The organism is Bordetella genomosp. 2 (assembly GCF_002261345.1).
Lineage (GTDB): Bacteria > Pseudomonadota > Gammaproteobacteria > Burkholderiales > Burkholderiaceae_B > Bordetella_A.
In genome coordinates this window covers 747,284-770,051 of the sequence record NZ_NEVT01000006.1, presented here as the reverse complement: position 1 = coordinate 770,051, position 22,768 = coordinate 747,284, and the positions used below count along the sequence as shown (strand labels likewise).

Annotated in this window: 24 protein-coding genes; 14 read left to right on the top strand and 10 right to left on the bottom strand. The window is 68.2% G+C overall.

Annotation, left to right across the window (positions count from 1 at the left end; translation table 11 throughout):
• Window positions 1-10: 10 nt before the first annotated feature.
• From infC to ptsP, 5 genes are all read left to right on the top strand, one after another.
• Complete coding sequence (infC, locus tag CAL24_RS13825; protein WP_038853921.1) at window positions 11-559, top strand: translation initiation factor IF-3; 549 nt, start codon at window positions 11-13, stop codon at window positions 557-559.
• Between the two features lie 135 nt (window positions 560-694).
• Window positions 695-1,651 (top strand): glutathione synthase, encoded by a 957-nt coding sequence (gene gshB / locus CAL24_RS13820; RefSeq protein WP_094806978.1) that lies wholly within the window; start codon window positions 695-697, stop codon window positions 1,649-1,651.
• 13 nt (window positions 1,652-1,664) lie between these two features.
• Window positions 1,665-2,063, top strand: coding sequence for a PTS sugar transporter subunit IIA (locus CAL24_RS13815; RefSeq protein WP_094806977.1), 399 nt, complete (start codon window positions 1,665-1,667; stop codon window positions 2,061-2,063).
• Between the two features lie 106 nt (window positions 2,064-2,169).
• Complete coding sequence (locus CAL24_RS13810) at window positions 2,170-2,439, top strand: HPr family phosphocarrier protein (RefSeq protein WP_012249738.1); 270 nt, start codon at window positions 2,170-2,172, stop codon at window positions 2,437-2,439.
• Window positions 2,440-2,497: 58 nt separating this feature from the next.
• Entirely contained in the window at window positions 2,498-4,207 is a 1,710-nt protein-coding gene (ptsP, locus tag CAL24_RS13805; RefSeq protein ID WP_283162977.1) for a phosphoenolpyruvate--protein phosphotransferase, read from the top strand.
• A 27-nt stretch (window positions 4,208-4,234) separates the two neighbouring features.
• Here ptsP and CAL24_RS13800 read toward each other — a convergent pair whose 3' ends face one another.
• Both CAL24_RS13800 and CAL24_RS13795 read right to left on the bottom strand, forming a co-directional pair.
• The gene (locus CAL24_RS13800) at window positions 4,235-5,269 is read right to left on the bottom strand and encodes an NADP-dependent oxidoreductase (RefSeq protein ID WP_094806976.1); all 1,035 of its coding nucleotides are present in this window, start codon (window positions 5,267-5,269) and stop codon (window positions 4,235-4,237) included.
• 28 nt (window positions 5,270-5,297) lie between these two features.
• Window positions 5,298-5,897: a TetR/AcrR family transcriptional regulator gene (locus CAL24_RS13795; RefSeq protein ID WP_094806975.1), complete on the bottom strand. Its 600-nt coding sequence runs from the start codon at window positions 5,895-5,897 to the stop codon at window positions 5,298-5,300.
• Window positions 5,898-6,132: 235 nt separating this feature from the next.
• Here CAL24_RS13795 and CAL24_RS13790 point away from each other — a divergent pair, with 235 nt between their 5' ends.
• The 7 genes from CAL24_RS13790 (at window position 6,133) to ehuA (ending at window position 11,798) form a co-directional block, all read left to right on the top strand.
• Window positions 6,133-6,318 carry a hypothetical protein gene (locus CAL24_RS13790; RefSeq protein ID WP_038853922.1) on the top strand — a complete coding sequence of 62 codons (186 nt, stop codon included), beginning with the start codon at window positions 6,133-6,135 and terminating at the stop codon, window positions 6,316-6,318.
• A gap of 94 nt (window positions 6,319-6,412) precedes the next feature.
• Window positions 6,413-7,375, top strand: coding sequence for an ornithine cyclodeaminase family protein (locus CAL24_RS13785; protein ID WP_094806974.1), 963 nt, complete (start codon window positions 6,413-6,415; stop codon window positions 7,373-7,375).
• 53 nt (window positions 7,376-7,428) lie between these two features.
• Window positions 7,429-8,592 carry an ABC transporter substrate-binding protein gene (locus CAL24_RS13780; protein ID WP_094806973.1) on the top strand — a complete coding sequence of 388 codons (1,164 nt, stop codon included), beginning with the start codon at window positions 7,429-7,431 and terminating at the stop codon, window positions 8,590-8,592.
• A gap of 187 nt (window positions 8,593-8,779) precedes the next feature.
• Window positions 8,780-9,706 (top strand): ectoine/hydroxyectoine ABC transporter substrate-binding protein EhuB, encoded by a 927-nt coding sequence (gene ehuB / locus CAL24_RS13775; protein WP_094806972.1) that lies wholly within the window; start codon window positions 8,780-8,782, stop codon window positions 9,704-9,706.
• A gap of 15 nt (window positions 9,707-9,721) precedes the next feature.
• Window positions 9,722-10,363 carry an ectoine/hydroxyectoine ABC transporter permease subunit EhuC gene (gene ehuC, locus CAL24_RS13770; protein WP_094806971.1) on the top strand — a complete coding sequence of 214 codons (642 nt, stop codon included), beginning with the start codon at window positions 9,722-9,724 and terminating at the stop codon, window positions 10,361-10,363.
• The gene (ehuD, locus tag CAL24_RS13765) at window positions 10,360-11,031 is read left to right on the top strand and encodes an ectoine/hydroxyectoine ABC transporter permease subunit EhuD (RefSeq protein ID WP_094806970.1); all 672 of its coding nucleotides are present in this window, start codon (window positions 10,360-10,362) and stop codon (window positions 11,029-11,031) included. The genes ehuC and ehuD overlap by 4 nt, the downstream gene beginning before the upstream one ends.
• Window positions 11,028-11,798, top strand: a complete 771-nt coding sequence (gene ehuA, locus CAL24_RS13760; protein ID WP_028355665.1) for an ectoine/hydroxyectoine ABC transporter ATP-binding protein EhuA — start codon at window positions 11,028-11,030, stop codon at window positions 11,796-11,798. Before ehuD ends, ehuA begins: the two co-directional genes overlap by 4 nt.
• 13 nt (window positions 11,799-11,811) lie before the next feature.
• Here the strand turns inward: ehuA and CAL24_RS13755 are convergent, their stop codons facing one another.
• The gene (locus CAL24_RS13755) at window positions 11,812-12,441 is read right to left on the bottom strand and encodes a dUTPase (protein WP_038853924.1); all 630 of its coding nucleotides are present in this window, start codon (window positions 12,439-12,441) and stop codon (window positions 11,812-11,814) included.
• Between the two features lie 122 nt (window positions 12,442-12,563).
• On the bottom strand, window positions 12,564-13,028 hold the full coding sequence (locus CAL24_RS13750) for a hypothetical protein (RefSeq protein WP_094806969.1): 465 nt from the start codon (window positions 13,026-13,028) through the stop codon (window positions 12,564-12,566).
• Between the two features lie 133 nt (window positions 13,029-13,161).
• On the opposite strand from CAL24_RS13750, the gene CAL24_RS13745 reads away from it, so the two are divergent.
• The gene (locus tag CAL24_RS13745; protein WP_028355668.1) at window positions 13,162-14,220 is read left to right on the top strand and encodes a metal-dependent hydrolase; all 1,059 of its coding nucleotides are present in this window, start codon (window positions 13,162-13,164) and stop codon (window positions 14,218-14,220) included.
• Window positions 14,221-14,229: 9 nt separating this feature from the next.
• Here CAL24_RS13745 and CAL24_RS13740 read toward each other — a convergent pair whose 3' ends face one another.
• Window positions 14,230-14,688, bottom strand: coding sequence for an Lrp/AsnC family transcriptional regulator (locus tag CAL24_RS13740; protein ID WP_028355669.1), 459 nt, complete (start codon window positions 14,686-14,688; stop codon window positions 14,230-14,232).
• A gap of 129 nt (window positions 14,689-14,817) precedes the next feature.
• On the opposite strand from CAL24_RS13740, the gene CAL24_RS13735 reads away from it, so the two are divergent.
• Window positions 14,818-15,780: a nucleoside recognition domain-containing protein gene (locus CAL24_RS13735; RefSeq protein WP_028355670.1), complete on the top strand. Its 963-nt coding sequence runs from the start codon at window positions 14,818-14,820 to the stop codon at window positions 15,778-15,780.
• Between the two features lie 37 nt (window positions 15,781-15,817).
• Here CAL24_RS13735 and CAL24_RS13730 read toward each other — a convergent pair whose 3' ends face one another.
• The 5 genes from CAL24_RS13730 to CAL24_RS13710 all read right to left on the bottom strand — a co-directional run bounded on the left by CAL24_RS13730 (window position 15,818) and on the right by CAL24_RS13710 (window position 22,668).
• On the bottom strand, window positions 15,818-17,026 hold the full coding sequence (locus CAL24_RS13730; protein WP_094807271.1) for a DUF418 domain-containing protein: 1,209 nt from the start codon (window positions 17,024-17,026) through the stop codon (window positions 15,818-15,820).
• 25 nt (window positions 17,027-17,051) lie between these two features.
• Window positions 17,052-18,251, bottom strand: a complete 1,200-nt coding sequence (gene coaBC / locus CAL24_RS13725; RefSeq protein ID WP_028355672.1) for a bifunctional phosphopantothenoylcysteine decarboxylase/phosphopantothenate--cysteine ligase CoaBC — start codon at window positions 18,249-18,251, stop codon at window positions 17,052-17,054.
• Between the two features lie 74 nt (window positions 18,252-18,325).
• Window positions 18,326-18,847 carry a signal peptidase II gene (lspA, locus tag CAL24_RS13720; RefSeq protein ID WP_094806968.1) on the bottom strand — a complete coding sequence of 174 codons (522 nt, stop codon included), beginning with the start codon at window positions 18,845-18,847 and terminating at the stop codon, window positions 18,326-18,328.
• A gap of 4 nt (window positions 18,848-18,851) precedes the next feature.
• Entirely contained in the window at window positions 18,852-21,713 is a 2,862-nt protein-coding gene (ileS, locus tag CAL24_RS13715) for an isoleucine--tRNA ligase (protein WP_028355674.1), read from the bottom strand.
• Window positions 21,703-22,668, bottom strand: a complete 966-nt coding sequence (locus CAL24_RS13710) for a bifunctional riboflavin kinase/FAD synthetase (RefSeq protein WP_094806967.1) — start codon at window positions 22,666-22,668, stop codon at window positions 21,703-21,705. Before CAL24_RS13710 ends, ileS begins: the two co-directional genes overlap by 11 nt.
• Window positions 22,669-22,768 lie beyond the last annotated feature (100 nt).

Below are 22,768 nucleotides of genomic sequence, written 5' to 3'. Positions count from 1 at the left end.
AGTCGTCAACATCGCCACTGAAAAAGCCAATCGCATCAACGGTGAAATCCGCGTTCCCGAGGTGCGCCTGATAGGTCTGGACGGAGAGCAACTGGGCATCGTCAAGCTGGCCGAAGCTTTCCGTCTTTCCGAACAAGCCGACGTGGACCTGGTGGAAATCGCGCCCAACGCCGATCCCCCGGTGTGCCGTCTGATGGACTACGGCAAGTTCAAGTACCAGGAACAAAAACGGCAGGCTGAAGCCCGCGCCAAGCAGAAGGTCATCCAGGTCAAGGAAGTCAAGTTCCGGCCTGCCACCGACGAAGGCGACTATCAGGTCAAGCTGCGCAACTTGCGCCGTTTCCTGGAAGAGGGCGACAAGGCCAAGGTCACGCTGCGTTTCCGCGGCCGTGAAATGGCCCACCAGGAACTGGGCATGCGCGTGCTCGAGCGCGTGCGCGACGACCTGACCGAGTTGGCCCAGGTCGAGGCGATGCCCAAGCTGGAAGGCCGCCAGATGGTCATGGTGTTGGCTCCGCGCAAGAAGAGCAGCCCCGGCAAAGGCGACTCGGCAAGCTGACGCGCCGCTCCGGCAGGCCCGCCCCGCGTCCGGCGGGCCGGGCCGCATCGCGCATCGGCGGCCGGCGTCCATTTACGCTACGATGTCGGTTCGGCGCGCCGGTGTTCCCGCACGGCGCGCGTCCGGGATATCACAATGCACGTCTTATTCGTAATCGATCCCTTGCCCCGCCTGAAGGCGTACAAGGATAGTTCGGTCGCCATGATGCGCGCGCTTGTCGCGCGCGGCCATACGCTCAGCGTGGCTTTGCAGGGCGATCTTTTCATCGACGACGGCGTGGTGCAGGTGCGCGCCACGCCCATCGAGCTGGTCGAGGGCGCCGACCTGCATGGCCACGACTGGTGGCGCGACACCGGCGCGGCCCAGGATGCGCCGTTGTCGCAGTACGGCGCCGTACTGATGCGCAAAGACCCTCCGTTCGACATGGAATATGTCTACTCGACGCACATGCTCGAGTACGCGCAGGCGCAAGGGGCCAAGGTCTTCAACGATGCGGCGGCGATCCGCAACCATCCCGAGAAGCTCGCCATTACCGAGTTCTCCGAACTGGCCGCCCCGACGCTGGTCACGCGCGACATGGCCCGCCTCAAGGCCTTCCATGCGCGCCACCAGGACGTCATCGTCAAGCCGCTGGATGGCATGGGCGGCACGGGCATCTTCCGCCTGCAGGCGGTCGAGCCCAACCTGAACGCCATTCTGGAAACCCTGACCGACGACGGCGCGCGCACGATCATGGCGCAACGCTACATTCCCGAGATCGTCCAGGGCGACAAGCGCATCCTGCTGATCGGCGGCGAAGCCGTGCCTTATGCGCTGGCGCGCATCCCGCTGGCCGGCGAGACGCGCGGCAACCTGGCCGCCGGCGGCAGGGGCGTGGCGCAACCGCTGTCCGAGCGCGACCGCGAGATCGCCGCCATCGTGGCGCCGCGCCTGGCCGAACGCGGGCTGCTGGTGGTGGGCCTGGATGTCATCGGCGATTACGTCACCGAGGTGAATGTGACCAGCCCCACCTGTTTCGTCGAGATCGCCGAGCAAACGGGCTTCGATGTCGCCGGCATGTTCGCCACTGCTCTGGAGCGCGCCACGGCGTGAAGGCGGGGTTTCCATGACCGGGATTGTCATCGTCGTGCATGCCCCGCTGGGCCAGGCCATGCGGGAATTCGCCGAACACGTGCTGGGCGAGGCCGCCGTGCAGATGGCCGTGCACGACATCCAGCCGGACGACTCCCCCGAGGAGGCGGCGCCGGCCCTGTTGCGCGACATCCGGGCCGCCGACAGCGGCGACGGCGTGCTGGTGCTGACCGACCTGATCGGCGCGACGCCGGCCAATACCGCCAAGCGCGCGGTGTCCGAGGCCCAGGCCCTGGGCACCCAATGCTGCGTGGTGGCGGGCCTGAATACCTCCATGCTGCTGCGGGCGCTGACGTCCCGCCACCTGACCTTGGCGGAGACCCGCGAAAAGGCGCTGGCGGGCGGCGTGCAGGGCTGTCTGCGGGTAGACTGACGGGGCGTTTTTTGCCCTATTATGTCGGTGCATGGCACGGGCCGTAAGGCGGCATGCGGATGCCGCGGCGGGAATGGCCATGCCGGGCTGTGATCACTTTATTTCTATGCCTATTTCAGACATCGTCATCTCCAATAAGCTGGGCCTGCATGCGCGGGCGGCCGCCAAACTGACGCAACTGGCCAGCAAGTTCGGCAGCGAAATCTTCATCTCCCGCGGCGCGCAGCGAGTCAATGCCAAGAGCATCATGGGCGTGATGATGCTGGCCGCCGGGCAAGGCGTCACCGTCCGGCTCGAAGCCTCGGGTGGCGACGCCGACCAGGCGCTTTCCGAGATACAGAACCTGTTCGACAGCAAATTCGGTGAGCACGAATAACGCGCCAGCAGAACCGTCCGCTCCCGCACCGGCGGGAACGGGTTGCGCCGTGGTGGCCCTGCACGGCAAGGGCGTGGCGCGCGGCTACGCCATCGGCCGCGCGGTCGTCATGGGGGCCGCTTCGCTCGAAGTCGCTCACTATCGCATCGCGCCCGAAGACGTCGCCGCCGAGAGCGCGCGCCTGACGCAGGCGCTGGCCACCGCCCAGGCCGATCTCCTGCAACTGGCCGACAGCCTGCCGTCCGATGCGCCGCGCGAACTGGGGGCCATGCTCAACGTGCACCGCCTGCTGCTGGCCGACCCGCTGCTGGCCGAGCAGACCGCCGCATTGATCGCCGAACGCCACTACAACGCCGAATGGGCGTTGGCTACCCAGGGGCAGATCCTGGGCGAGCAGTTCGACGCCATGGAGGACGAATACCTGCGCGAGCGCGGTGCCGATGTCCGGCAGGTCATCGAGCGCGTGCTGCAGGTGTTGTCCGGCAGCTCGGCCATGCTGCCCGACGCCGGCGATCTGGACGGCGACGACCCGCTGGTGGTGGTGGCGCACGACATCTCGCCGGCCGACATGCTGCGCCTGCGCGGCGGGCGCTTCGCCGCCTTCGTCACCGACCTCGGCGGGCCCACCTCGCACACCGCGATCGTGGCGCGCAGCATGGGCGTGCCGGCGGTGGTCGCGCTGGGCAACGTGCGTGACCTGGTGCGCGATGGGGACACGCTGGTGGTCGACGGCGCCGCGGGCGTCGTGCTGGTCAACCCGGCGCCGCGCATTCTGCAGGAATATCGCGATCGCCAGGTCTCGTACGCGCAGGAGCGCGCCGAGCTGGCGCTGTTGCGCGACGAGCGCGCCGTCACGCTCGACGGCATCGACATCGTGCTCAACGCCAATATCGAGCTGCCCGACGAGGCGGCCGCGGCCCTGGCGGCGGGCGCCGACGGCATCGGCCTGTTCCGCAGCGAGTTCCTGTTCATGGGGCGCCAGACCCTGCCCGACGAAGAAGAGCAATACCAGGCTTATGCGTCGGTGGCGCGCATCATGGGCGGCCGGCCCGTCACCATCCGTACCCTCGACCTGGGCGCCGACAAGACACTGGACGATGAGGCGACGGTCGCCACCAACCCGGCGCTGGGGCAGCGCGCGATCCGCTATTGCCTGGCCCGGCCCGAAATGTTCGCCACGCAGCTGCGCGCCATTCTGCGCGCTTCGGCCCATGGCCATGTGCGGCTGCTGTTGCCCATGGTCACGCACATGCACGAGGTCACGGCGGCCCTGGCCGCCATCGAGGCCGCCCGCCGCGAACTGGATGCGCGCGGCCAGGCCTACGCCGAACGCCTGGAGGTGGGCGCCATGGTCGAGGTGCCGGCCATCGCGATTGCCATCGAGCCGTTCGCCCAGGCGCTGGATTTTCTTTCCATCGGAACCAACGACCTGATCCAGTACACCCTGGCGATCGACCGCGGCGACCATGACGTCGCCAGTTTGTACGATCCCTTGCATCCCGCCGTTTTGCGCCTGGTGGCCAATACCATCAATGCCGGCGTGCGCGCCGGCAAGCCGGTCGCCGTGTGCGGCGAGATGGCCGGCGATGCGCGCCTGACGCGGCTGCTGCTGGGCCTGGGGCTGACCGAGTTTTCCATGCACCCCCAGCAGTTGCTGGACGTCAAGCGCGAAATCCGCCGCGCGCACACCAACGACCTGCGGGTCAAGGTGGCGACGGCCCTGAACCGCGCCCTGCCGGTCGACCTGGACCTGCTGGGGCAGGGCTAGCCAGGGCCGCGTCCGCCAGTGCCGGCGTCAGGCGTCGGCAACGCGCACGATCAGCTTGCCGAAGTTGCGGCCCTCGAGCAGCCCAATGAAGGCGGCGGGGGCGTTCTCCAGGCCGTCCACGCGGTCTTCGCGCAGCTTGATGCGGCCGTTGTCCAGCCACTCGGTCATGTCGCGGCGGAACGCCTCGAAACGGTCGGCGTAATGGTCCAGGATGATGAACCCTTGCACGCGGATGCGCCGTTGCAGCACGATCGCCATGGTTTCCGGCAGGCGGTCCGGGCCGGCGGGCGGCGCCTCGTCGTTGTAATGCGCGATGATCCCGCACACTGGCACGCGGGCGCCGATATTCAGCAGGGGCAGGACCGCATCGAATACCGCCCCGCCGACGTTCTCGAAATACACGTCGATGCCGTCCGGGCAGGCGGCGCGCAGCCGTTCGGCCAGTTGCGGGTCGCGGCGGTCCAGGCAGGCGTCGAAGCCGAGCTCCTCCGTGGCATAGCGGCACTTGTCGGCGCCGCCGGCGATGCCGACGACGCGCGCGCCCTTGAGCCGGGCGATCTGCCCGACCACCGAGCCGACCGCGCCGGTGGCGGCCGCCACCACTACCGTTTCACCTGCTTGCGGCTGGCCGATATCGAGCAGGCCGACATAGGCAGTGAACGCCGGCATGCCCAGGCCGCCCAGCGCCAGCGAGGGCTGGGCCATGCCATGCAACGGCAGCAAGCCGGCGCCGTCCGACAGCGCGAAATCCTGCCAGCCGGCGTCGGCCAGCACCAGGTCGCCGGCGCGAAAAGCCGGGTTGCGGGATTCGACGATGCGGCTGACGGTGCCGCCTACCATGGGCTGGCCCAGCGGCACCGCGTCGGCATAGGCGGGGCCGACCTCGTCCATCAAGTTGCGCATGTACGGATCGAGCGACAAGTACAGGGTGCGCAGCAGCACCTCGCCTTGCGCAGGCGTGGGAACGGCGGCTTGTTCCAGGCGGAAATCGGCCGGCGTCGGCAAGCCGCGCGGATGGGCGGCGAGGAGGATACGGCGGTTCAGGTTGTCGCTTTGCGGCATCGGGACGGCTCCAAGAGGGAGGGGGGCGTCATGCGCCGGACGACAGGCCCAGCGCTTGACGGGTGCAGGCCAGGGCGGTGGCCAGCGGCGCGCGGTCGCGCGTGATCTTGGCAAGCAGACTGGCGCCCAGCCATGTCTGGTACAGGGAGACGGCCAGCGCGGACGCCTCAGGCGCGGCGGGCAGCGAGCCGTCCGCCTGGCCGTCTGCGATGCAGCGCGCCAGCCGTCCGGTGATGGTTCGCGTGCCTTGTTCGAGCGCCGAGCGCATGCTTTCGGATAGGTCGCAGACTTCCGCTCCCAGCTTGACCACCAGGCAGCGGCTTTGCGCCGAATCGCCAGTCTGGGACTCGAGCCAGTCCATGAAGTAGGCCATCAAGCGTTGCGCGGCGGTGCCGGGTTGCGCCAGCAGGACGTCCATATGGGCCAGGTATTCGGTGAAATAGCTTTCCAGCACTGCCTGGCCGAATGCGTCCTTGGAGCCGAAGTAGTGATAGAACGACCCTTTCGGCACTTGCGCCGCGGCCAGGATCTCGGCCAGCCCCACGGCGGTATAGCCCCGGTCCAGCAGCAGCGGGCGGGCCACGTCGAGGATGTGCTGGCGCACGTCGGTAGGGGGATGCGGGTTCATGGCGCTACTCTAGCCACTATTAGACCGGTCGTCTAGTAAACCCATGGGGCCGAGGATGTTTTTACGGTGCGTATGGTGCGATGCAGAAAAAGACGGACTTTCCGAATGGCTGCCTGCCAGCATGTACTCAATAAACAACGAATCCGTCTGAATAGCGATACATGTTGTGAAGCAGCAATTTGAGGTCTAAGATGGCTTGACGTGGTTCCCTTTCATTCTTCTCAAGGAGTTGGTCATGGAAGATTCCACTCGCAAGGCCGCGGCGTCAGGCAAGCCGTCGGGCGGAGCGCCGGGTGGCTGGCGGCGCTTCAGGCAGGGTGTCACCCGTTTTCTGGAATCCGTCGGCGAAGTGCTGCATGCCATGGATGAAGGCCGGCGCGTCCATCCCACCATCTCCGCCTACCACGATCGCCGCCGCTGATCCGGTCCCAGGGCCGAACAAAATGCCAGCTTCCGGGCTGGCATTTTGCTGCCCGGCGGCAGGGCGATAATAGGCCTCCCAACGGAGGCCTTGAATGCTGATCATCGATACCGAGCAGACCCGCCGCGCGCTGGCGTTTCCCGATGTCATCGCCGCCTTGCGCGATGCCTTCCAGGCGGGGGCCAGTGTGCCGCCGCGCCATGTGCACAGCATCGAGTCGGGCGGGGCGCGCGGCACCTCGTTGATCATGCCGGCCTGGAACGAGCAGGGCTATTTCGGCGTCAAGGTCATCAATATCTTTCCCGAGAACACCCGCCAGGGCCTGCCCGGCCTGCACGCCGTCTATAGCTTGTACAGCGCGCGCACCGGCGTGCCGCTGGCGCAGGTCGACGGCGACGTGGTCACGGTGTGGCGCACCGCCGGCGCGGCCGCGCTGGGCGCCTCCTGCCTGGCGCGGCCGGATGCGCGCGTGCTGCTCATCGTGGGGTCGGGCCGGATCGCCGGGCTGTTGGCGCCCGCCATGCGCGCGGTGCGCCCCATCGAGCGCGTCCTGGTGTGGAATGTGCGTCCCGAGGGGGCGCGGGCGCTGGCCGCGTCGCTCGCGGGCCAGGGGTTCGATGCCCAGGCGGTGGAGGCGCTCGAGCCGGCGGTGCGGCAGGCGGACATTGTCAGCTGTGCCACCTTGTCGACCGAGCCGCTGGTGCGGGGCGCCTGGCTGCGCCCCGGCACGCACCTGGACCTGATCGGCAGCTTCAAGCCCGACATGAAAGAAACCGATCCGGCCTGCTTCGATGGCACGGAAGTCTATGTGGACACGGACGAAGCGCCCACCAAGTCCGGCGACCTGCTGGCCGCCTTCGAGGCGGGCGTGCTGGCGCCGGCGGCGATACGCGGCACGCTGGCCGACTTGATTTCGGGCCAGGCGCCGGGCCGCACCGCCGCCAGCCAGGTCACCGTGTTCAAGGCGGTGGGCAGCGCGCTCGAGGACCTGACCCTGGCCGCCATGGTCTACGAGGCGCACTCGCGCGACGGGCGCCGCCCCGCTGGGGCAAAATAGCGCCTGGCGCAGTCACTGTATCGCCATATTCCTTCTACCAGCGGATATTCGCCATGCCCATTTCCCTGCCACGCCTGGCGGCGCTCGCCGCCATCGTCCTGCCCCTGCTGTCCTGGTCGGCACGCGCCGAAGTCGTGATCGGCGTCGACGTCTCGACCACTGGCCCGGCGGCCGCCATCGGCATCCAGACCAACAATGCGCTGCGCCTGTGGCCGCCGACGCTGGGGGGGCAGCCGGCCCGTTATATCGTGCTGGATGACGGCACCGACGTCAGCCGCGCAGTCAAGAACATGCGCAAGCTGACTTCCGAAGACAAGGTCGACGCCATCGTCGGTCCCAACATCACCGCGGCGGCGCTGGCCGGCCTGGACGTGCTGGCCGAGACCGGCACGCCGATGGTCGCGCTGGCGGCGTCGGCCGTCATCGTCGAGCCGGCGGACGATCCCAAGCGCCGCTGGGCGTTCAAGATGCCGCAGAACGATTCGCTGATGGCCACGGCGCTGGTGGACGACATGCGCAGCAAGGGCATCAAGCATGTCGCGCTCATCGGGTTCGCCGATTCCTACGGCGACAGCTGGTGGAGCGAATTCAACAAGGCCGCGGGCAACGACATCAAGGTGGTGGCGCACGAGCGCTTCCAGCGCAACGATGCGTCGGTGATGGGGCAGGTGCTCAAGGCCATGGCCGCCAAGCCCGACGCGGTGCTGATCGCGGGCTCGGGCACGCCGGCCGCATTGCCGCAGAAGACCCTGCTGGAGCGCGGCTACAAGGGGCCGATCTACCAGACGCACGGCATCGGCACGCTGGAGTTCCTGCAGGTAGGGGGCAAGGACGTGGAAGGCACGCTGTTCCCCACGGGGCCTGGCGTGGTGGCGCGCGAACTGCCCGACGGCAATCCGGTCAAGCAGGTGGCCGTGGCCTTTGCCGACAAGTACGAGGCCGAGCATGGCCCGCATACGTTGACCCAGTTCGCCGGCGACGCCTATGGCGCCTGGATGCTGCTCGACTCCGCCGTGGGCCGCGCCTTGAAGACGGGGGCCAAGCCCGGCACTCCGGAATTCCGCGCGGCGCTGCGCGATGCGCTGGAAAACACCCGTGACCTGGTGGTGCCCAACGGCGTGCTCAACATTTCCAAGACCGACCATCAAGGCTTTGACGAACGCGCGCGCGTCATGGGCGTGATACGCGACGGCCGCTTCTCCTACGCGGGCAAGTAACGGCGCCGTTACAGCAGGCCAGCTGCCGCTGTAGCCGGTCTTTCCGCGCAGCGACTCGACGCGTTCATTCGGGGCAGGCCGCCGGCCTGCCTTTTTTGTCGCTATATACTTTGTGCTGAAATGATTAATTGGCGTACTATTTCGCGTGAATTAATTCTGTACATAATATTTTGATAGGGAGTGGCGCATGACACGCATTCTGAACACGACAAAGTGGGCCGTACTGGCACTGAGTCTCGGGCTGATGGCGGCATGCTCCGATTCGGGGTCCGATGATGAAGCGGCCAAGCCCGCCGCCGGCAATCCTCCCGCCGAGCAAAGCACCCTCCAGGCCGCCAAGGCGGCCGGCAAAATCCGCATCGGTTATGCCAACGAAGCGCCTTACGCCTACATGGACAGCAGCAAGAACCAGATCACCGGCGAAGCCGTGGAGATTGCCCGGGTCGTGCTCAAGCGCATGGGCATCAACGAGGTGGAAGGGGTGTTGACCGAGTTCGGCTCGCTGATTCCGGGCCTGCAGGCCAAGCGTTTCGACATCATTGCCGCCGGCATGTACGTGACGCCCGAGCGCTGCCAGCAGGTTGCCTTCTCGAACCCCACCTATGGCGTGGGCCAGTCGTTTCTGGTGCAGAAGGGCAACCCCAAGAACCTGCATAGCTACGAAGACATCGCCAAGCAGGATGACGCCAAGCTGGGCGTGGTGGTGGGCGCCATCGAAGGCGAATACGCCCGCAAATCGGAGATCCCGGTCGACCGCGTGGTGGTGTTTCCCGACGTGGTCAGCGCCCTCTCGGGCGTCCAGGCCGGCCGCGCCGATGCATACGCCGCCACGGCCTTGACCGTCAACGACCTGATGAACAAGACCGCCGCCGGCGACCTGGAAAAGGCCGAGCCGTTCACGGATCCGGTCATCGATGGCAAGAATGTGCGCGGCTACGGCGCATTTGCGTTCCGCACCGAGGACCAGGAATTCGTCGATGCGTTCAATGCCGAGCTGGCCAAGTTCATCGGCACGGAGGAGCACGCCAAGGTCGTGCAGCCGTTCGGCTTCACCAAGGAAGAGCTGCCCGGCGACGTGACCGCCGCCAAATTGTGCGCGGCGAACGGCCAGTAAGGCGTGGCGACCACCATGCAAGGTTTAGCAACGCTGTTGCCCCCGCTGCTCGACGGGTTATGGGTGACGCTGCGCATTACCGCGGGCGCCGCCGTGCTGGCGGTGCCCCTGGCGTTGGCCGCCGGCCTGGCGCGCTTGTCGTCCCACCGTTGGGTCAGCTGGCCGGCGCTGGTCTATGTCGAAGTGTTCCGCGGCACTTCCGCGCTGGTGCAGCTGTTCTGGTTCTATTACGTGTTGCCGCTGTTCGGCCTGAAGCTGCCGGCCGTGACCGTGGGTATCGTCGTGCTGGCGGCCAACGCCGGCGCCTACGGCGCCGAGGTGGTGCGCGGCGCGATCCTGGCGGTCGCGCCGGGGCAGCGCGAAGCCGCCGTGGCGCTGAACATGACGTCGGCGCAGTGCATGCGGCGCATCGTCTTGCCGCAGGCGTTTCCCGCGATGCTGCCGCCGGCCGGCAATCTGTTCATCGAGCTGCTGAAGAATACCGCGCTGGTGTCGCTGATCACCATCACCGACCTGACTTTCCGCGGCCAGATGCTGCGCGCCGAGACGTTGCGCACGACTGAGATATTCCTGTTGTTGCTGCTGCTGTACTTCGCCGTGGCGCTGGTCATCACGGCGGGCATCCGCCTGCTGGAGCGGAGGTTCCGAGTCCGATGAAGCCTATTTTCGACTGGAGCTTCGCCTGGGAAATCTTGCCGGCGCTCGGTTCGGCGCTGGTGATCACCATCCAGGCCACGCTGCTGGGCATGCTGGTCGCGGTGACGTTGGGGCTGGTGCTGGCGATGCTGCGCCGGGTGCGGCTGCGCTGGATATCGGCGCCCGTGGCGGTGCTGATCGAGTTCGTGCGCAGCACGCCGCTGCTGGTGCAGATGTACTTCCTGTTCTACGTGCTGCCGCAGACCGGCGTACAGATGTCACCGCTGGCCACCGGCATCCTGGCGCTGGGCGTGCACTATGCGGCTTATTGCGCCGAGGTCTACCGCGCCGGCATCGAGGCGGTGCCGCGCGGCCAGCTGGAGGCTGCCACCGCGCTGAACCTGTCGCCCTGGCGCACCGCCGTGGGCGTGGTGCTGCCGCAGGCCATTCCGCCAGTGGTGCCGGCGCTGGGCAACTACCTGGTCGCCATGTTCAAGGATACGCCGCTGTTGTCGGCCATCACGGTGGTCGAGGTGCTGCAGCAAAGCAAGATCATCGGCTCGGCCACCTTCCGCTATACCGAACCGCTGACCCTGGTGGGCGTGCTGTTCCTGGTGCTGAGCCTGGCGGCGGCCTGGAGCGTGCGCCGGCTGGAGGCGTGGCTGAAACAATTCGGAGGTACACGATGAGCGCGAGCATTCGCCTGAACAATTTGTGCAAGCGCTACGGCGAGCTGGAAGTGCTGCGCGGCATCAACCTGGAGATCCCGGCCGGCCAGACCGTCTCCATCATCGGGCCGTCGGGGTCGGGCAAGTCGACCTTGTTGCGTCTCCTGATGACGCTGGACCGCCCCACCAGCGGCGAGATCCTGATCGACGACGAGTCCATGTGGGTCGACGCCCAGGGGCGCACGATGGGGCCGAATTCGGCGCACGTACGGCGCGTGCGCGGCAAGATCGGCATGGTGTTCCAGCATTTCAACCTGTTCCCCCACAAGACCGCGCTGGGCAATGTGATGGAAGCGCCGGTGCACGTATCGCGCGTGCCGCGCGATGAAGCCGCCCAGCGCGCGCGCGATTATCTGGAGCTGGTGGGCCTGGGCGACAAGCTGGACGCCTATCCGGCGCAGCTTTCGGGCGGCCAGAAGCAGCGTGTCGGCATCGCGCGGGCACTGGCGATGCATCCGGAGATCATGCTGTTCGACGAAGTGACGTCCGCGCTCGATCCGGAACTGGTGGGCGGCATTCTGCAGATCCTGCGCGACCTGGCCGCCAAGCGCACCATGACCATGATCATCGTGACGCACCAGATGGGTTTCGCCGAGCGCAGTTCCGATCGCACGCTGTTCTTCGACCAGGGCAATATCGTCGAAGACGCCGAGTCCAGCGTGCTGTTCTCGAATCCGCGCGAGGAGCGCACCCAGCAGTTCCTGCAGACGGTGATCGAGGCCGCCTAGCGGCCCCGCGGGTTCAGCGGGCCTGCGCGTAGGCCTGCTGCAGCCCGGCGTGCAGCGCCTCGGCGAAATCGGCGCGCGCCGGGTCCAGGCCGGCCATCAGGCGCGCCAGCACGACGTTGTCTTCTTCGCCCCGCCAGATCTTCACGTAGGTGCCGTCCTTGTAGCCGTGCTCCTGGCGGAAGATGTTCAGCACGTTCTTGGACACGTATTGCGTGAAGGCGTCGTTCCATGACAGGTCGCAGCGCGCCATGGTGCATTCCAGCACCTTGTAGCTGGCGCGGCCGCATACCGCCAGGCCCCCGATCAGTTCGAGCAGCATCGGCACGTCGAGCTCGCCCAGCCGGTAAGTGTTGCCGTCCAGGGCGATCGCGTCGGGCGAGGCCAGGTCGGCGACCAGCAGGTGCGCCGCATCCTCGGCGGACCCGCCGGCCGACACCAGCGTGTGCGACAGGTAGAAGTGCAGGATGTCGATCAGCTCCATCTGCACCTGCGGCAGGTCGATCGACTGCTTTTTCCACCACTTCCAGCCATGGTGCTCGAGCGCCTCGGCCGACTCCACGAACGCGGCGCGCAGGAAGCGCGCGCCGCCGCCGATCCAGTCGGGGTTGATGATGCTGTTGAGGCGGTCCTGCAATTTCAGCATGGTCGCCGCCTGGGCTGGTGTCAATCCGGGCTGGATGTCGCTCACTTTCACTCCGCAATATGGATGGGCCGGCACGCCGTGGGGCCGAAATGTTAGCACCGCGCGGCGGATCGCCGCGCCGTTCAGGTGGAGCGATTCCGGCCGCCGGGCAGGGTGGACAGCGGCGGCAGCGCGGGCAGCGGCTTGCGCTGGGCGGCGCGCAGGCGGCTGCCGCCCTTGAACAGCATGAAGGCGCACACGGCCAGGAAAATCGCCGGGATCAGCTCGTCGATCTCGACGGGCCGCTGTTCCAGCGCTGCGCCGAACAAGCGCGCCGCGTGCCAGGCCGCGACCAGGCCGGCGATGGTCAGGCCCAGGGCGATGCGGCGCTGCCCGCTGCGCGCGGCCAGCGTAGGAGCTGGCTTGTCATCCGGGACGGCGGGATCCGGCGCGGCTGGCGCGGGCACGGGCGCGGCGGCCGGCTGGCGCCGGCGGGCCTCGCGCGGCTGGCGCGGCGGCACGTGGCCGGGCGAGCCGCCGGCCTGTCGGTTCAGCATCTCGATGTAGCGGACGAAATCGCCGTCTTTGGGTTCGCCGTCGATGGCCATGGATCGGGGTCCTGTGGGGAAAAACGGCTGGCAGCCGATGCGGTATCTTAACGCCTGTCGCCATCCGCGCCCCGGACGCCGCGCGGGGTCGGCGGCGCGAACGCAGCCATTCTCTCGGAGCCGGCCGGACCACATGGATTCTCTTACTCAGGCGGTGCTGGGCGCCGGTATTCAGGGCGCGCTGCTGGGGCGCTATCAGGGCCGCAAGGCGCTCCTGTACGGCGCGCTGCTGGGCAGCGTGCCGGATCTCGACGTATTGGTCAGCTATCCCGATCCCGTGTCGCTGATGACCTATCACCGCGGCTTCTCCCATTCCCTGTTCGTCCTGAGCGCACTGGCGGCCGTGCTGGCCTGGCTGGTGCGCAAGAGATGGCCGGACGCGCCCTACAGCGGCGCGCGCCTGCTGCTGACCCTGTGGCTGGTGCTGGTCACGCACGCACTGCTGGACGCCTTCACGGTCTACGGCACGCAGCTGTTCTGGCCGCTGGACCGCGTCCCGGAGAGCTGGTCGGCGGTGTTCATCATCGACCCCGTCTATACGCTGCCGCTGCTGGCCGCGGTGACGGCCGCGGCGCTGATGGGCTGCACGCGCCGGACCTGCCTGGCCCTGGCCGCGACACTGGCGATCAGCACGGCTTATCTGGGGGTGTCGCTGGCCGGCCGCTGGCACGCCGAGCGGCGCGTCGAGCAGGCGCTGCGCCAACAGGGCGTGCAGCCTACCGCCGTGCTGGCCACGCCCATGCCGTTCAATACCTTGCTCTGGCGTGTCATTGCCAAGACCGGCGATGGCCATTACTACGAAGCGGTCAGCGGCTGGCTGGACCGCGATCCGCCCGAAATGCTGCGCCTGCCGCTGCATCCCGGGCAGGCCGCGGTGCTGGCCGAAGCTCCCTTGCATGAGCGCCTGCGCTGGTTCACCAACGACTGGCTGCGCTACGACGTGCTGGACGACGCGCTGGTGGTCACCGATCTGCGCATGGGGGTGGCCGGCTACTATACGTTCCGCTTCGTCATGGCCGAGCGGGGCGCCGACGGCGCCTGGCGGATCGTCACGCCGCGCCGCTGGCCCAGCGGGCGCGGCGGCTGGCCGCAAATGCAGGTATTGCTGGCGCGCATCCTGGACAGCGGCACGCCGCTGCCCCTGGCCGAATGGGCGCAGCACGCGGTGTCGCGTGTGCCGCACGCCCTCTAGGGCCAGGCGCTAGAGCCGGACCCCGGGCTCGTGCTTGATCGTCTGCATCACGATGTGGGTGTAGAAGGCCGCCACGTTGGCGTCCTGCTCGAACAGCCGCTCGGCCAGCGCCAGGTAGGCGTCCATGTCGCGCAGATGGGCGATCAGCACGCACGAAATGTCGCCGGTCACCAGGTAGCACTGGGTGATGGACGCCTCGGCTCGCACGCGCGCCATGAATTCCTGCCGGTGGGCGGCCCCGTGGCGCACGAACTCCACTGTGACGATGGCCGACAATCCGTGCGCCACCTGGGCCGGGTCGACGACGGCGACGATGCGGCGGATGACGCCGTGTTGCTTCAGGCGGGCCACGCGCCGCAGGCAGGCCGAGGGCGACAGGCCGATGCGGTCGGCCAGCGCGGCGTTCGACAGGTCGGCATCGCGCTGCAGCAAGGCCAGTATGCGATGGTCGAAGGTATCAAGTTCCATGGCGCAATTTTCGTGTGCGGAAGCCCGTCAATTGCACAATAAACGTTCTTTTTAAGCAATAAAAGGCATGCCTATTTCTGGCCGCCCATTCTATGCTGGCATCTGCCTGATTTTCCGGAAGCCCGTGTCGTGTCCTACCTGCTGAACTTGTGGCGTCGCAGCCGTCGGTTGTTCCTGGTGCTGCTCAAAGTCATGTTGCCGATCATGATCCTGGTCCAGGTGGGGCAATGGCTGGGCTGGGTCGACGTGCTGGGACGCGCCATCGCGCCGGCCATGGGGCTGCTCGACCTCCCGCCGGAGGCCGGCATCGTGTGGGTCGCGGGGATGTGCGTCGGGGTCTACGGGGCGATCGCGGCGCTGATCGGGCTCGCGCCCGTCCTGGACCTGAATGCCGCCCAGCTCAGCGTACTGTGCTCCATGGTGCTGTTCGCGCATGGCCTGCCAGTGGAGCAGGCCATTGTGCGGCGCGCCGGGGCCAGCTTCTGGGCCACCACGGGCCTGCGGGTCGGGGCCGCCATCCTGTACGGCGCCGCGGTGGCCTGGACCTGCCGGTGGGCCGGCTGGCTGCAGGAGCCGGTATCGCTGGGATGGCTGCAGAGCTCGGCCCTGGCGTCCGACACGCAGGCCGGGGGGCTGCTGGGCTGGCTGAGCGGCACCGCGGTGTCGCTGCTGCTCACCTATGGCGTCATCGTGGCCCTGCTGGTGCTGTTGGACATCTTCGAGCGCACCGGCGTGACCCGCGCCATTACGGCCGTGCTGATGCCGTTGCTGCGCCTGTCAGGCCTGGATGCGCGCGTGGCGCCTGTCACCACGGTCGGGGTGCTGCTTGGGCTGAGCTATGGCGGGGCGCTGATCATCGAAGAAGCCGACAAGCGCCAGTTGCCCGCGCGCACGCGCTTCCTGGCGCTGTCCTGGATTTCCCTGTCGCATTCGCTGATCGAGGACACCGCCTTGTTGCTGACGCTGGGCGCGGATATCTGGATCATCCTCGTGGGGCGCGTGCTGCTGACCCTGGCGGTGGTGGCGGCGCTGGCCCGGATCATGCCGGGCGGCGACGCGGCCGGCACCCGGCTCAGCCCGGCCGCCGGCTAGCGGCGGTTCGCTCCAGAAGCCCGCACGAGCGGCCCACTCAGCGGCCGTCGGCGCGGCTGCGCCAGCGCGGCCAGGCGGCGTTGGTCAGCGCGCGCAGCAGCCATTCGGCCGGCCCGTAGTCGTGGCGGCGCAACCAGGCCGCCGAGCCAAGCAGTTGCGCGGCGAACAGGGCCGCGGCGATGCCCAGCACGGCCAGCGGCGATAGCTGGCCGATCAGTCGCCATCCATAGGCCTTGAAAATGAACGCGCAGACCAGCGATTGCAGCAGGTAGTTGCTCAGCGCCATGCGCCCGGCGGGCGCCAGGGCGGCGCCCAGGCGGCATCCCGGGCCCGTGCGCAGGAACAGCAACAGCGTGGCCGCGTAGGCCGCTGTCAGGAACGGCGCGCTCAACAGGCCGATGCCCAGTCCCAGGATGGCCCCATCGAACGGCGCCGCCGGCAGCGACAGGGTGGCGTACACGACGGCGCCCGCCAGCCCGACCGGCCAGCCGACCCAGGCGGCCCGGCGCAACTGCCGGGCGTGGGCGCCGATATCCGCCAGCAGGCCACGGCGCCCGGCCGCCAGCCCGACCAGGAACATCGCCAGCGCGCAAGGCCCCTGGACGGCGATCAATGCAAATGCCATGCTGGTGCGCCATTCATATAGATGGCGCGACACGGTGCTGGCGATGGTGCCCTGGTAAGCCGCCAGCGCGGCGGCGACATCGGCCTGTTGCCAGGCCAGGTCCGCGGGGTCGGCCGGCGCCATGGCCGCCAGCACGCCCAGCAGCAGCCAGCCGGCGCCACAGGCCAGCACCAGCCAGGCGGCCCGCCGCAACGCGCGCGCGGGCTCCAGCCCGCGCCACCGCAGCAGTACCGCGCCCAGCACCGCATAGGCGAACAGGATATCGCCCTGGTAGAGCAATACGGCATGGGCCGCGCCGAGCAGGGCCAGCCCGAGCAGCCGGCGCCGGAAGCGCGGCGCGAACGGCGCGCCGGCCCGTTCGGCGGCGGCGATCTGCAGGGTGAAGCTGTAGCCGAACAGGAACGAGAACAGCAAGTAGAACTTCGTCTCGAACAGCAGCGCGACCAGCCACAGCACGACATGGTCCCGTGGCCGGTCGAACGCGGGATCGACCAGGCCCGTGCCGTAATAGGGGGAGGCGAAGACGCCGATATTGACCACCAGGATGCCGAGCAGCGCGAAACCGCGCAGGGCGTCGACGTCGGACAGGCGGTATGGGTCGCGGGCCGATCCGCCAGGCATGCGGCCGGCCCCGGCGTGCGCCACTTCAGGCCGCGGGCAGGCGCGCCGCGATTTCGGCGATCAGCCGGCGCGCCGCATCCAGCTTGGACCCTGCCGGCAGGGGATGGGTGCCGTTGGCGTCGAACAGCACCAGTTCGGTGGTGTCGGCATCCATGACTTTGTGCGCCAGATTGCCCACCAGCAACGGGATGCCCTTGCGCACCCGCTTGGCCTCGGCGTGCTCGGCGAGCTTTTCGGTCTCGGCGGCGAAGCCCACGCACCATGGGCCGTCGGGCAGCTTGGCCACTTCGGCCAGGATGTCGGGATTGGGCTCGAACTCCATCACCGGCGCGCCGCCGCCTTCGCTGGTCTTCTTCAGCTTCTGGCTGCTGACATTCTTGACGCGCCAGTCGGCCACGGCCGCCACGGCAATGAACACGTCGGCGTCGTGGGCGTTGGCCATGACGGCATCATGCATCTGGCGAGCCGTGGTGACGGGCAGCGCGACGACGCCGCGCGGCAGGGGCAGGGCAGTGGCGCCCGTGACGAGCGTGACGCGGGCGCCGGCTTCGCGCGCGGCGCGGGCCAGCGCATAGCCGGTCTTGCCCGAGGAACGGTTGCTCAGGACGCGGACCGGATCGACCGGTTCGGAGGTGGGCCCCGCCGTCAACAGCACGTGGCGGCCGGCCAGCACCTTGGGCTGGAAAAAGGCGATCAGGTCGGCCAGCAGTTCGTGGGCTTCCAGCATGCGGCCGTCGCCGGTCTCGCCGCACGCCTGCTCGCCCGACGCCGGGCCCAGCACGGCGATGCCGTCGGCGCGCAGCTGCGCGACATTGCGCTGGGTGGCCGGGTTGGCCCACATCTCGCGGTTCATGGCCGGCGCGACCAGTAGCGGGCAGGCGCGCGCCAGGCACAGCGTGGAGAGCAGGTCGTCGGCCAGGCCGTGCGCCAGCTTGGCCATGAAATCGGCGCTGGCCGGCGCCACCAGCACGGCATCGGCGCCGCGGGTGAGCTCGATGTGCGCCATGTTGTTGGCGATGCGCGCGTCCCAGGCATCGACATACACCTGTCGACCCGACAGGGCCTGCATCGTGACGGGCGTGATGAAGTGAGTGGCGGCCTCGGTCATGACGACGTCGACCGTGGCGCCTTGTTCGGTCAGGCGTCGCACCAGTTCGGCGATCTTGTAGCAGGCGATGCCGCCGGTCAGGCCGAGGACGATGCGTTTGCGGGCGAGGTCGAGCATGGGCGGGCCGGCGCGCGCGGCGCCGTCAGCAAGGGGTTGATGAGAATAACGCCATTTTAAGCGCCAACGGTCGCCTACCGGCTGCGGGCCGAGCGCGCGCGCAGCAGTTCGTCCAGCACCAGGAGCACGGCGCCGCAGGTGATGCAGATATCGGCCAGGTTGAATGCCGGGTAATACCAGTCGTTCCAGTAGAACAGCAGGAAGTCGATCACGTGGCCATAGGCCACGCGGTCGATCACGTTGCCCAGCGCGCCGCCCAGGATCAGGGTGAGGGCCAGGCTGAAGCGCGGCTGGTCCTGGTTGCGCCGGAGCAGCCAGACGATGACGATCGCGGCCACGATGCCCAGCGCGGTGAAGAACCAGCGTTGCCAGCCGGCTTCGGAGGCCAGGAAGCTGAAGGCCGCGCCGCGGTTGTACACCAGCGTCAGGTCGAAAACCGGCAATACGTTGAGCCGCTGGCCATACGTGAATGCCGAGTCGAAATACAGCTTGGTGAGCTGGTCCAGCACGATCAGCACGGCCGCCAGGCCGAGCCAATGGGCCGGGCGCGGGGAGCGGCCCGGCCGGGCCGCGGACTGTCCGGTGGCGGGCGCCATCGCGTTATGCCTTGGCGCGCGGTTCGCCCGCGCCGAACAGGTTGGAGACGCAGCGGCCGCAGATCTCGGGATGGTCGGCATCGCTGCCGACGTCCAGGCGCCAATGCCAGCAGCGCTCGCATTTCTTGTGCGCGGATGGTGCGATCTCGATGCGCAGCTCGCCCTCGCCGGCATGCACGCTGGCGCGCGAGACGATCAGGACGAAGCGCAGGTCGTCGCCCAGGCTGGCCAGCAAATCGTGGTCGGCGCCGGCCGCGTACAGGTCCACCTCGGCCTGCAGCGACGAGCCGATCGCGCCGGCCGTGCGCACTTCTTCGAGCTTGCGCTGCACATCGGCGCGGATGGCGCGCAGGCGGCTCCATTTGGCGGCCAGCGCATCGGCGTCGGCGAACGGCGGCAGGGCGTGATAGACCTCGGTGAAGATGGTCACGCGCGAGGCGTCGGCCTGGTGCTTCAGGGCCGAATCGGCCAGTGTCTTCCAGGCCTCCTCGGCGGTGAACGACAGGATCGGCGCCATCAGCTTGAGCAGCGCCTGGGTGATGTCCAGCAGCGCCGTCTGGGCCGAGCGCCGCGCGGCGCTGTCGGCGGCGGTGGTGTACAGGCGGTCCTTGAGGATGTCCAGGTAGAACGCGCCCAGGTCCTCGGAGCAGAAGGTCTGCAGGCGCGAGACGGCGGGGTGGAAATCGTAGCGTTCGTAGTGGCCCAGCACTTCGGCCTGCATCTGCGCCGTCATGGCCAGCGCGTAGCGGTCGATCTCGAACAGCTCGCCGTACGGCACCGCCTGGTTGACCGCATCGAAGTCGGCCAGGTTGGCCAGCAGGAAGCGCAGCGTATTGCGGATGCGGCGGTAGCCTTCGACCACGCGCTTGAGGATCTCGTCGGAAATGGACAGTTCGCCCGAATAGTCGGTCGAGGCCACCCACAGGCGCAGGATCTCGGCGCCGAGCGAGTCCGAGACCTTCTGCGGGGCAATCACGTTGCCCACCGATTTGCTCATCTTGCGGCCCTGGCCGTCCACCACGAAGCCGTGCGTCAGCAGCGCCTTGTAGGGCGGCTGGCCGAACAGCATGCAGCCGGTCAGCAGCGACGAATGGAACCAGCCGCGGTGCTGGTCCGAGCCTTCCAGGTACAGGTCGGCCGGCCAGGCCAGCTCGGCGCCGTGCGAGCCGCCCAGCACCTGGTCCCGGCCGCCCAGCACGGTGGCATGGGTGGTGCCGGAATCGAACCAGACGTCGAGGGTGTCGCGGTTCTTTTCGTACTGGTCGGCTTCATCGCCCAGCAATTCGCGCGGGTCGAGCGATTGCCAGGCTTCGATGCCGTGCTGTTCGACCCGTTGCGCCACCTGTTCGAGCAGTTCCGGCGTGCGCGGATGCAGGGCGCCGGTTTCCTTGTGGACGAAGAACGCCATGGGCACGCCCCACTGGCGCTGGCGCGACAGCGTCCAGTCGGGACGATTGGCGATCATGGCGTGCAGGCGCGCCCGGCCCCAGGCCGGGTAGAACGCGGTGGCGTCGATGCCGGCCAGCGCGCTTTCGCGCAGCGTGGGGCCGCCGTCGGCCGGCTTGACGTCCATGCCGGCGAACCATTGGCTGGTGGCGCGGTAGATGACCGGGGTCTTGTGGCGCCAGCAATGCATGTAGCTGTGCGACAGCTTCTGCACGTGCAGGAGCGAGCCCGCGCCCTGGAGGGCTTCGATGATGCGCGGGTTGGCGTCCCAGATGGTCAGCCCGCCGAACAGCGGCAGGCTGTCGGCATACTTGCCGTCGCCCAGGACGGGGCTGATGATGTCGTCGTCGGCCAGCCCGTGCGCCTTGCAGGAGACGAAGTCCTCGATGCCGTAGGCGGGCGCGGAATGCACCACGCCCGTGCCGGCGTCCAGCGTGACGTAGTCGCCCATGTAGACCGGCGCGGTGCGCGCGTAGCCGGCGTCGGCGGTCGCCAGCGGATGGTGGAAGCGCAGGCCGGACAGCGCGGCGCCCGGCGCGGTGGCGATTACCTCGCCTTCCAGGCCCCAGGCCTTCAGGCACGCCTCGACGCGTTCGCGCGCCAGCAGCAGCAGCGGGCCGTGCGCCGGCGCCGGCGTGACGCGCACCAGGGCGTACTCCAGCTCGGGGTGCATGTTCAGCGCCTGGTTGGCGGGAATGGTCCAGGGCGTGGTGGTCCAGATCACCACGGCGCCGTCGTCCACGCTGTCCAGGCCGAAGGCCGCGGCCAGGCCGGGCTTGTCGGCGAAGGGGAAGGCCACGTCCACCGCCGGGTCGACGCGGTCGGCGTACTCGACCTCGGCCTCGGCCAGGGCCGAGCCGCAGTCGAAACACCAGTTCACCGGCTTCAGGCCGCGGAACACATAGCCTTTTTCCAGAATGCGGCCCAGCGCCCGGATCTCGTTGGCCTCATTGCTGTGGTTCATGGTCAGGTACGGGCGGTCCCACTCGCCCAGCACGCCGAGCCGCTTGAAGTCCTTGCGCTGGCGGTCGATCTGCTCGAGCGCGTAGGCGCGCGCCTTGGCCTGCACCTCGGTGACGGGCAGGTGCTTGCCGAACTTCTTCTCGATCTGGATTTCGATCGGCATGCCGTGGCAGTCCCAGCCCGGCACATAGTGGGCGTCGTAGCCGGCCATGTTGCGGCTCTTGACGATGATGTCCTTCAGGATCTTGTTGACCGCGTGACCGATATGGATGTCGCCGTTGGCATACGGAGGGCCGTCGTGCAGCACGAAGCGCGGGCGTCCGCGGCTGGCGGCGCGGATGGCCTGGTAGACGTGGTTTTCTTCCCACTGCGCGACCCAGGCGGGTTCGCGGCGGGCGAGATCGCCCCGCATCGGAAACGGGGTATCGGGCAGGTTGAGGGTCTTTTTATAGTCCATGAACGGCAAAATAGGCGCGCGCGTTTCGCGCGTCTTCGGCGATGGCGGCAGTCAGGGAAGGGAGATCGGGAAACTTTTCTTCGTCCCGCAGTTTGTGCAGGAACTCGACCCGCACGAGTTTACCGTATGCGTCGACGGGGCCATCCAGCACATGGGCCTCCAGCAGGACCCGGCCGTGGTCTTCGACGGTGGGGCGCACGCCCAGGCTCGCCACCGCCGGCCGGGCGCTTTCGCCCAGCCCGTGGACCCGCACTACATAGATACCCGAGCGGGCGGCGCAGCGCGGCGCCACGCGCAGGTTCATGGTGGGAAAGCCGAGCGTGCGGCCCAGTTTCTGGCCGTGGATGACATGGCCGCTGATGTGGAACGGACGGCCGAGCAGGTGCTGCGCCCGGGCCAGGTCGCCGACCGCCAGGGCCGTGCGGACCTCCGAGCTGGACGCCCGGTGGCCGTGCCGGTCGGTGATGTCGGCCAGGGTCTGCACCTCGAAGCCGTGCACCATGCCGGCCTCGCGCAGCAGGTCCAGGTCGCCGCTGCGCTTGCGGCCGAAGCGGAAATCCTCGCCGACCAGCAGCCAGCGTGTCTGCATGGCGCCCACCAGCAGGTCTTCGATGAAGGCGTTGGCGGACATATCGGCCAGGCGCGCGTTGAAACGCTCGATGACGACCCGCGCGACGCCCTGGCAGGCCAGTGCCTCGAGCTTGTCGCGCAAGCCCGTGATACGGGTGGGGGCGAGCTCCGGACGCTGGTTGAGCGTGGCGAAGTATTCGCGCGGATGCGGTTCGAAGGTCATCACCGTGGGCGCCAGCCCACGTTCCTGGGCGGCTTGCCGCAGGCGCGCCAGGATGGCCTGGTGGCCCCGGTGGACGCCGTCGAAATTGCCGATGGTCAGCGCGCAGGGGGTGCGCCGCGCGGGAGGCGGCACGGTTCGGTAAAGGTGCAGCGAGGTTTTCACGTCCGAGAGTTTACAATTTTGGGTTGGTCTGCCCTGGGAATATTTCATCTTGCCGCAATCGCCTTCGTCCACGCGCCGCCTGGTCATCCTCATTTCGGGG

Bases quoted from the DNA above. Each gene is read 5' to 3' on its own strand.
- gshB (WP_094806978.1), top strand. From the start codon at position 695: ATGCACGTCTTATTCGTAATCGATCCCTTGCCCCGCCTGAAGGCGTAC.
- CAL24_RS13815 (WP_094806977.1), top strand. From the start codon at position 1,665: ATGACCGGGATTGTCATCGTCGTGCATGCCCCGCTGGGCCAGGCCATG.
- CAL24_RS13810 (WP_012249738.1), top strand. From the start codon at position 2,170: ATGCCTATTTCAGACATCGTCATCTCCAATAAGCTGGGCCTGCATGCG.
- CAL24_RS13800 (WP_094806976.1), bottom strand. From the start codon at position 5,269: ATGCCGCAAAGCGACAACCTGAACCGCCGTATCCTCCTCGCCGCCCAT.
- CAL24_RS13795 (WP_094806975.1), bottom strand. From the start codon at position 5,897: ATGAACCCGCATCCCCCTACCGACGTGCGCCAGCACATCCTCGACGTG.
- CAL24_RS13790 (WP_038853922.1), top strand. From the start codon at position 6,133: ATGGAAGATTCCACTCGCAAGGCCGCGGCGTCAGGCAAGCCGTCGGGC.
- CAL24_RS13785 (WP_094806974.1), top strand. From the start codon at position 6,413: ATGCTGATCATCGATACCGAGCAGACCCGCCGCGCGCTGGCGTTTCCC.
- CAL24_RS13780 (WP_094806973.1), top strand. From the start codon at position 7,429: ATGCCCATTTCCCTGCCACGCCTGGCGGCGCTCGCCGCCATCGTCCTG.
- ehuB (WP_094806972.1), top strand. From the start codon at position 8,780: ATGACACGCATTCTGAACACGACAAAGTGGGCCGTACTGGCACTGAGT.
- ehuC (WP_094806971.1), top strand. From the start codon at position 9,722: ATGCAAGGTTTAGCAACGCTGTTGCCCCCGCTGCTCGACGGGTTATGG.
- ehuD (WP_094806970.1), top strand. From the start codon at position 10,360: ATGAAGCCTATTTTCGACTGGAGCTTCGCCTGGGAAATCTTGCCGGCG.
- ehuA (WP_028355665.1), top strand. From the start codon at position 11,028: ATGAGCGCGAGCATTCGCCTGAACAATTTGTGCAAGCGCTACGGCGAG.
- CAL24_RS13755 (WP_038853924.1), bottom strand. From the start codon at position 12,441: ATGCTGAAATTGCAGGACCGCCTCAACAGCATCATCAACCCCGACTGG.
- CAL24_RS13750 (WP_094806969.1), bottom strand. From the start codon at position 13,028: ATGGCCATCGACGGCGAACCCAAAGACGGCGATTTCGTCCGCTACATC.
- CAL24_RS13745 (WP_028355668.1), top strand. From the start codon at position 13,162: ATGGATTCTCTTACTCAGGCGGTGCTGGGCGCCGGTATTCAGGGCGCG.
- CAL24_RS13740 (WP_028355669.1), bottom strand. From the start codon at position 14,688: ATGGAACTTGATACCTTCGACCATCGCATACTGGCCTTGCTGCAGCGC.
- CAL24_RS13730 (WP_094807271.1), bottom strand. From the start codon at position 17,026: ATGCCTGGCGGATCGGCCCGCGACCCATACCGCCTGTCCGACGTCGAC.
- coaBC (WP_028355672.1), bottom strand. From the start codon at position 18,251: ATGCTCGACCTCGCCCGCAAACGCATCGTCCTCGGCCTGACCGGCGGC.
- lspA (WP_094806968.1), bottom strand. From the start codon at position 18,847: ATGGCGCCCGCCACCGGACAGTCCGCGGCCCGGCCGGGCCGCTCCCCG.
- ileS (WP_028355674.1), bottom strand. From the start codon at position 21,713: ATGGACTATAAAAAGACCCTCAACCTGCCCGATACCCCGTTTCCGATG.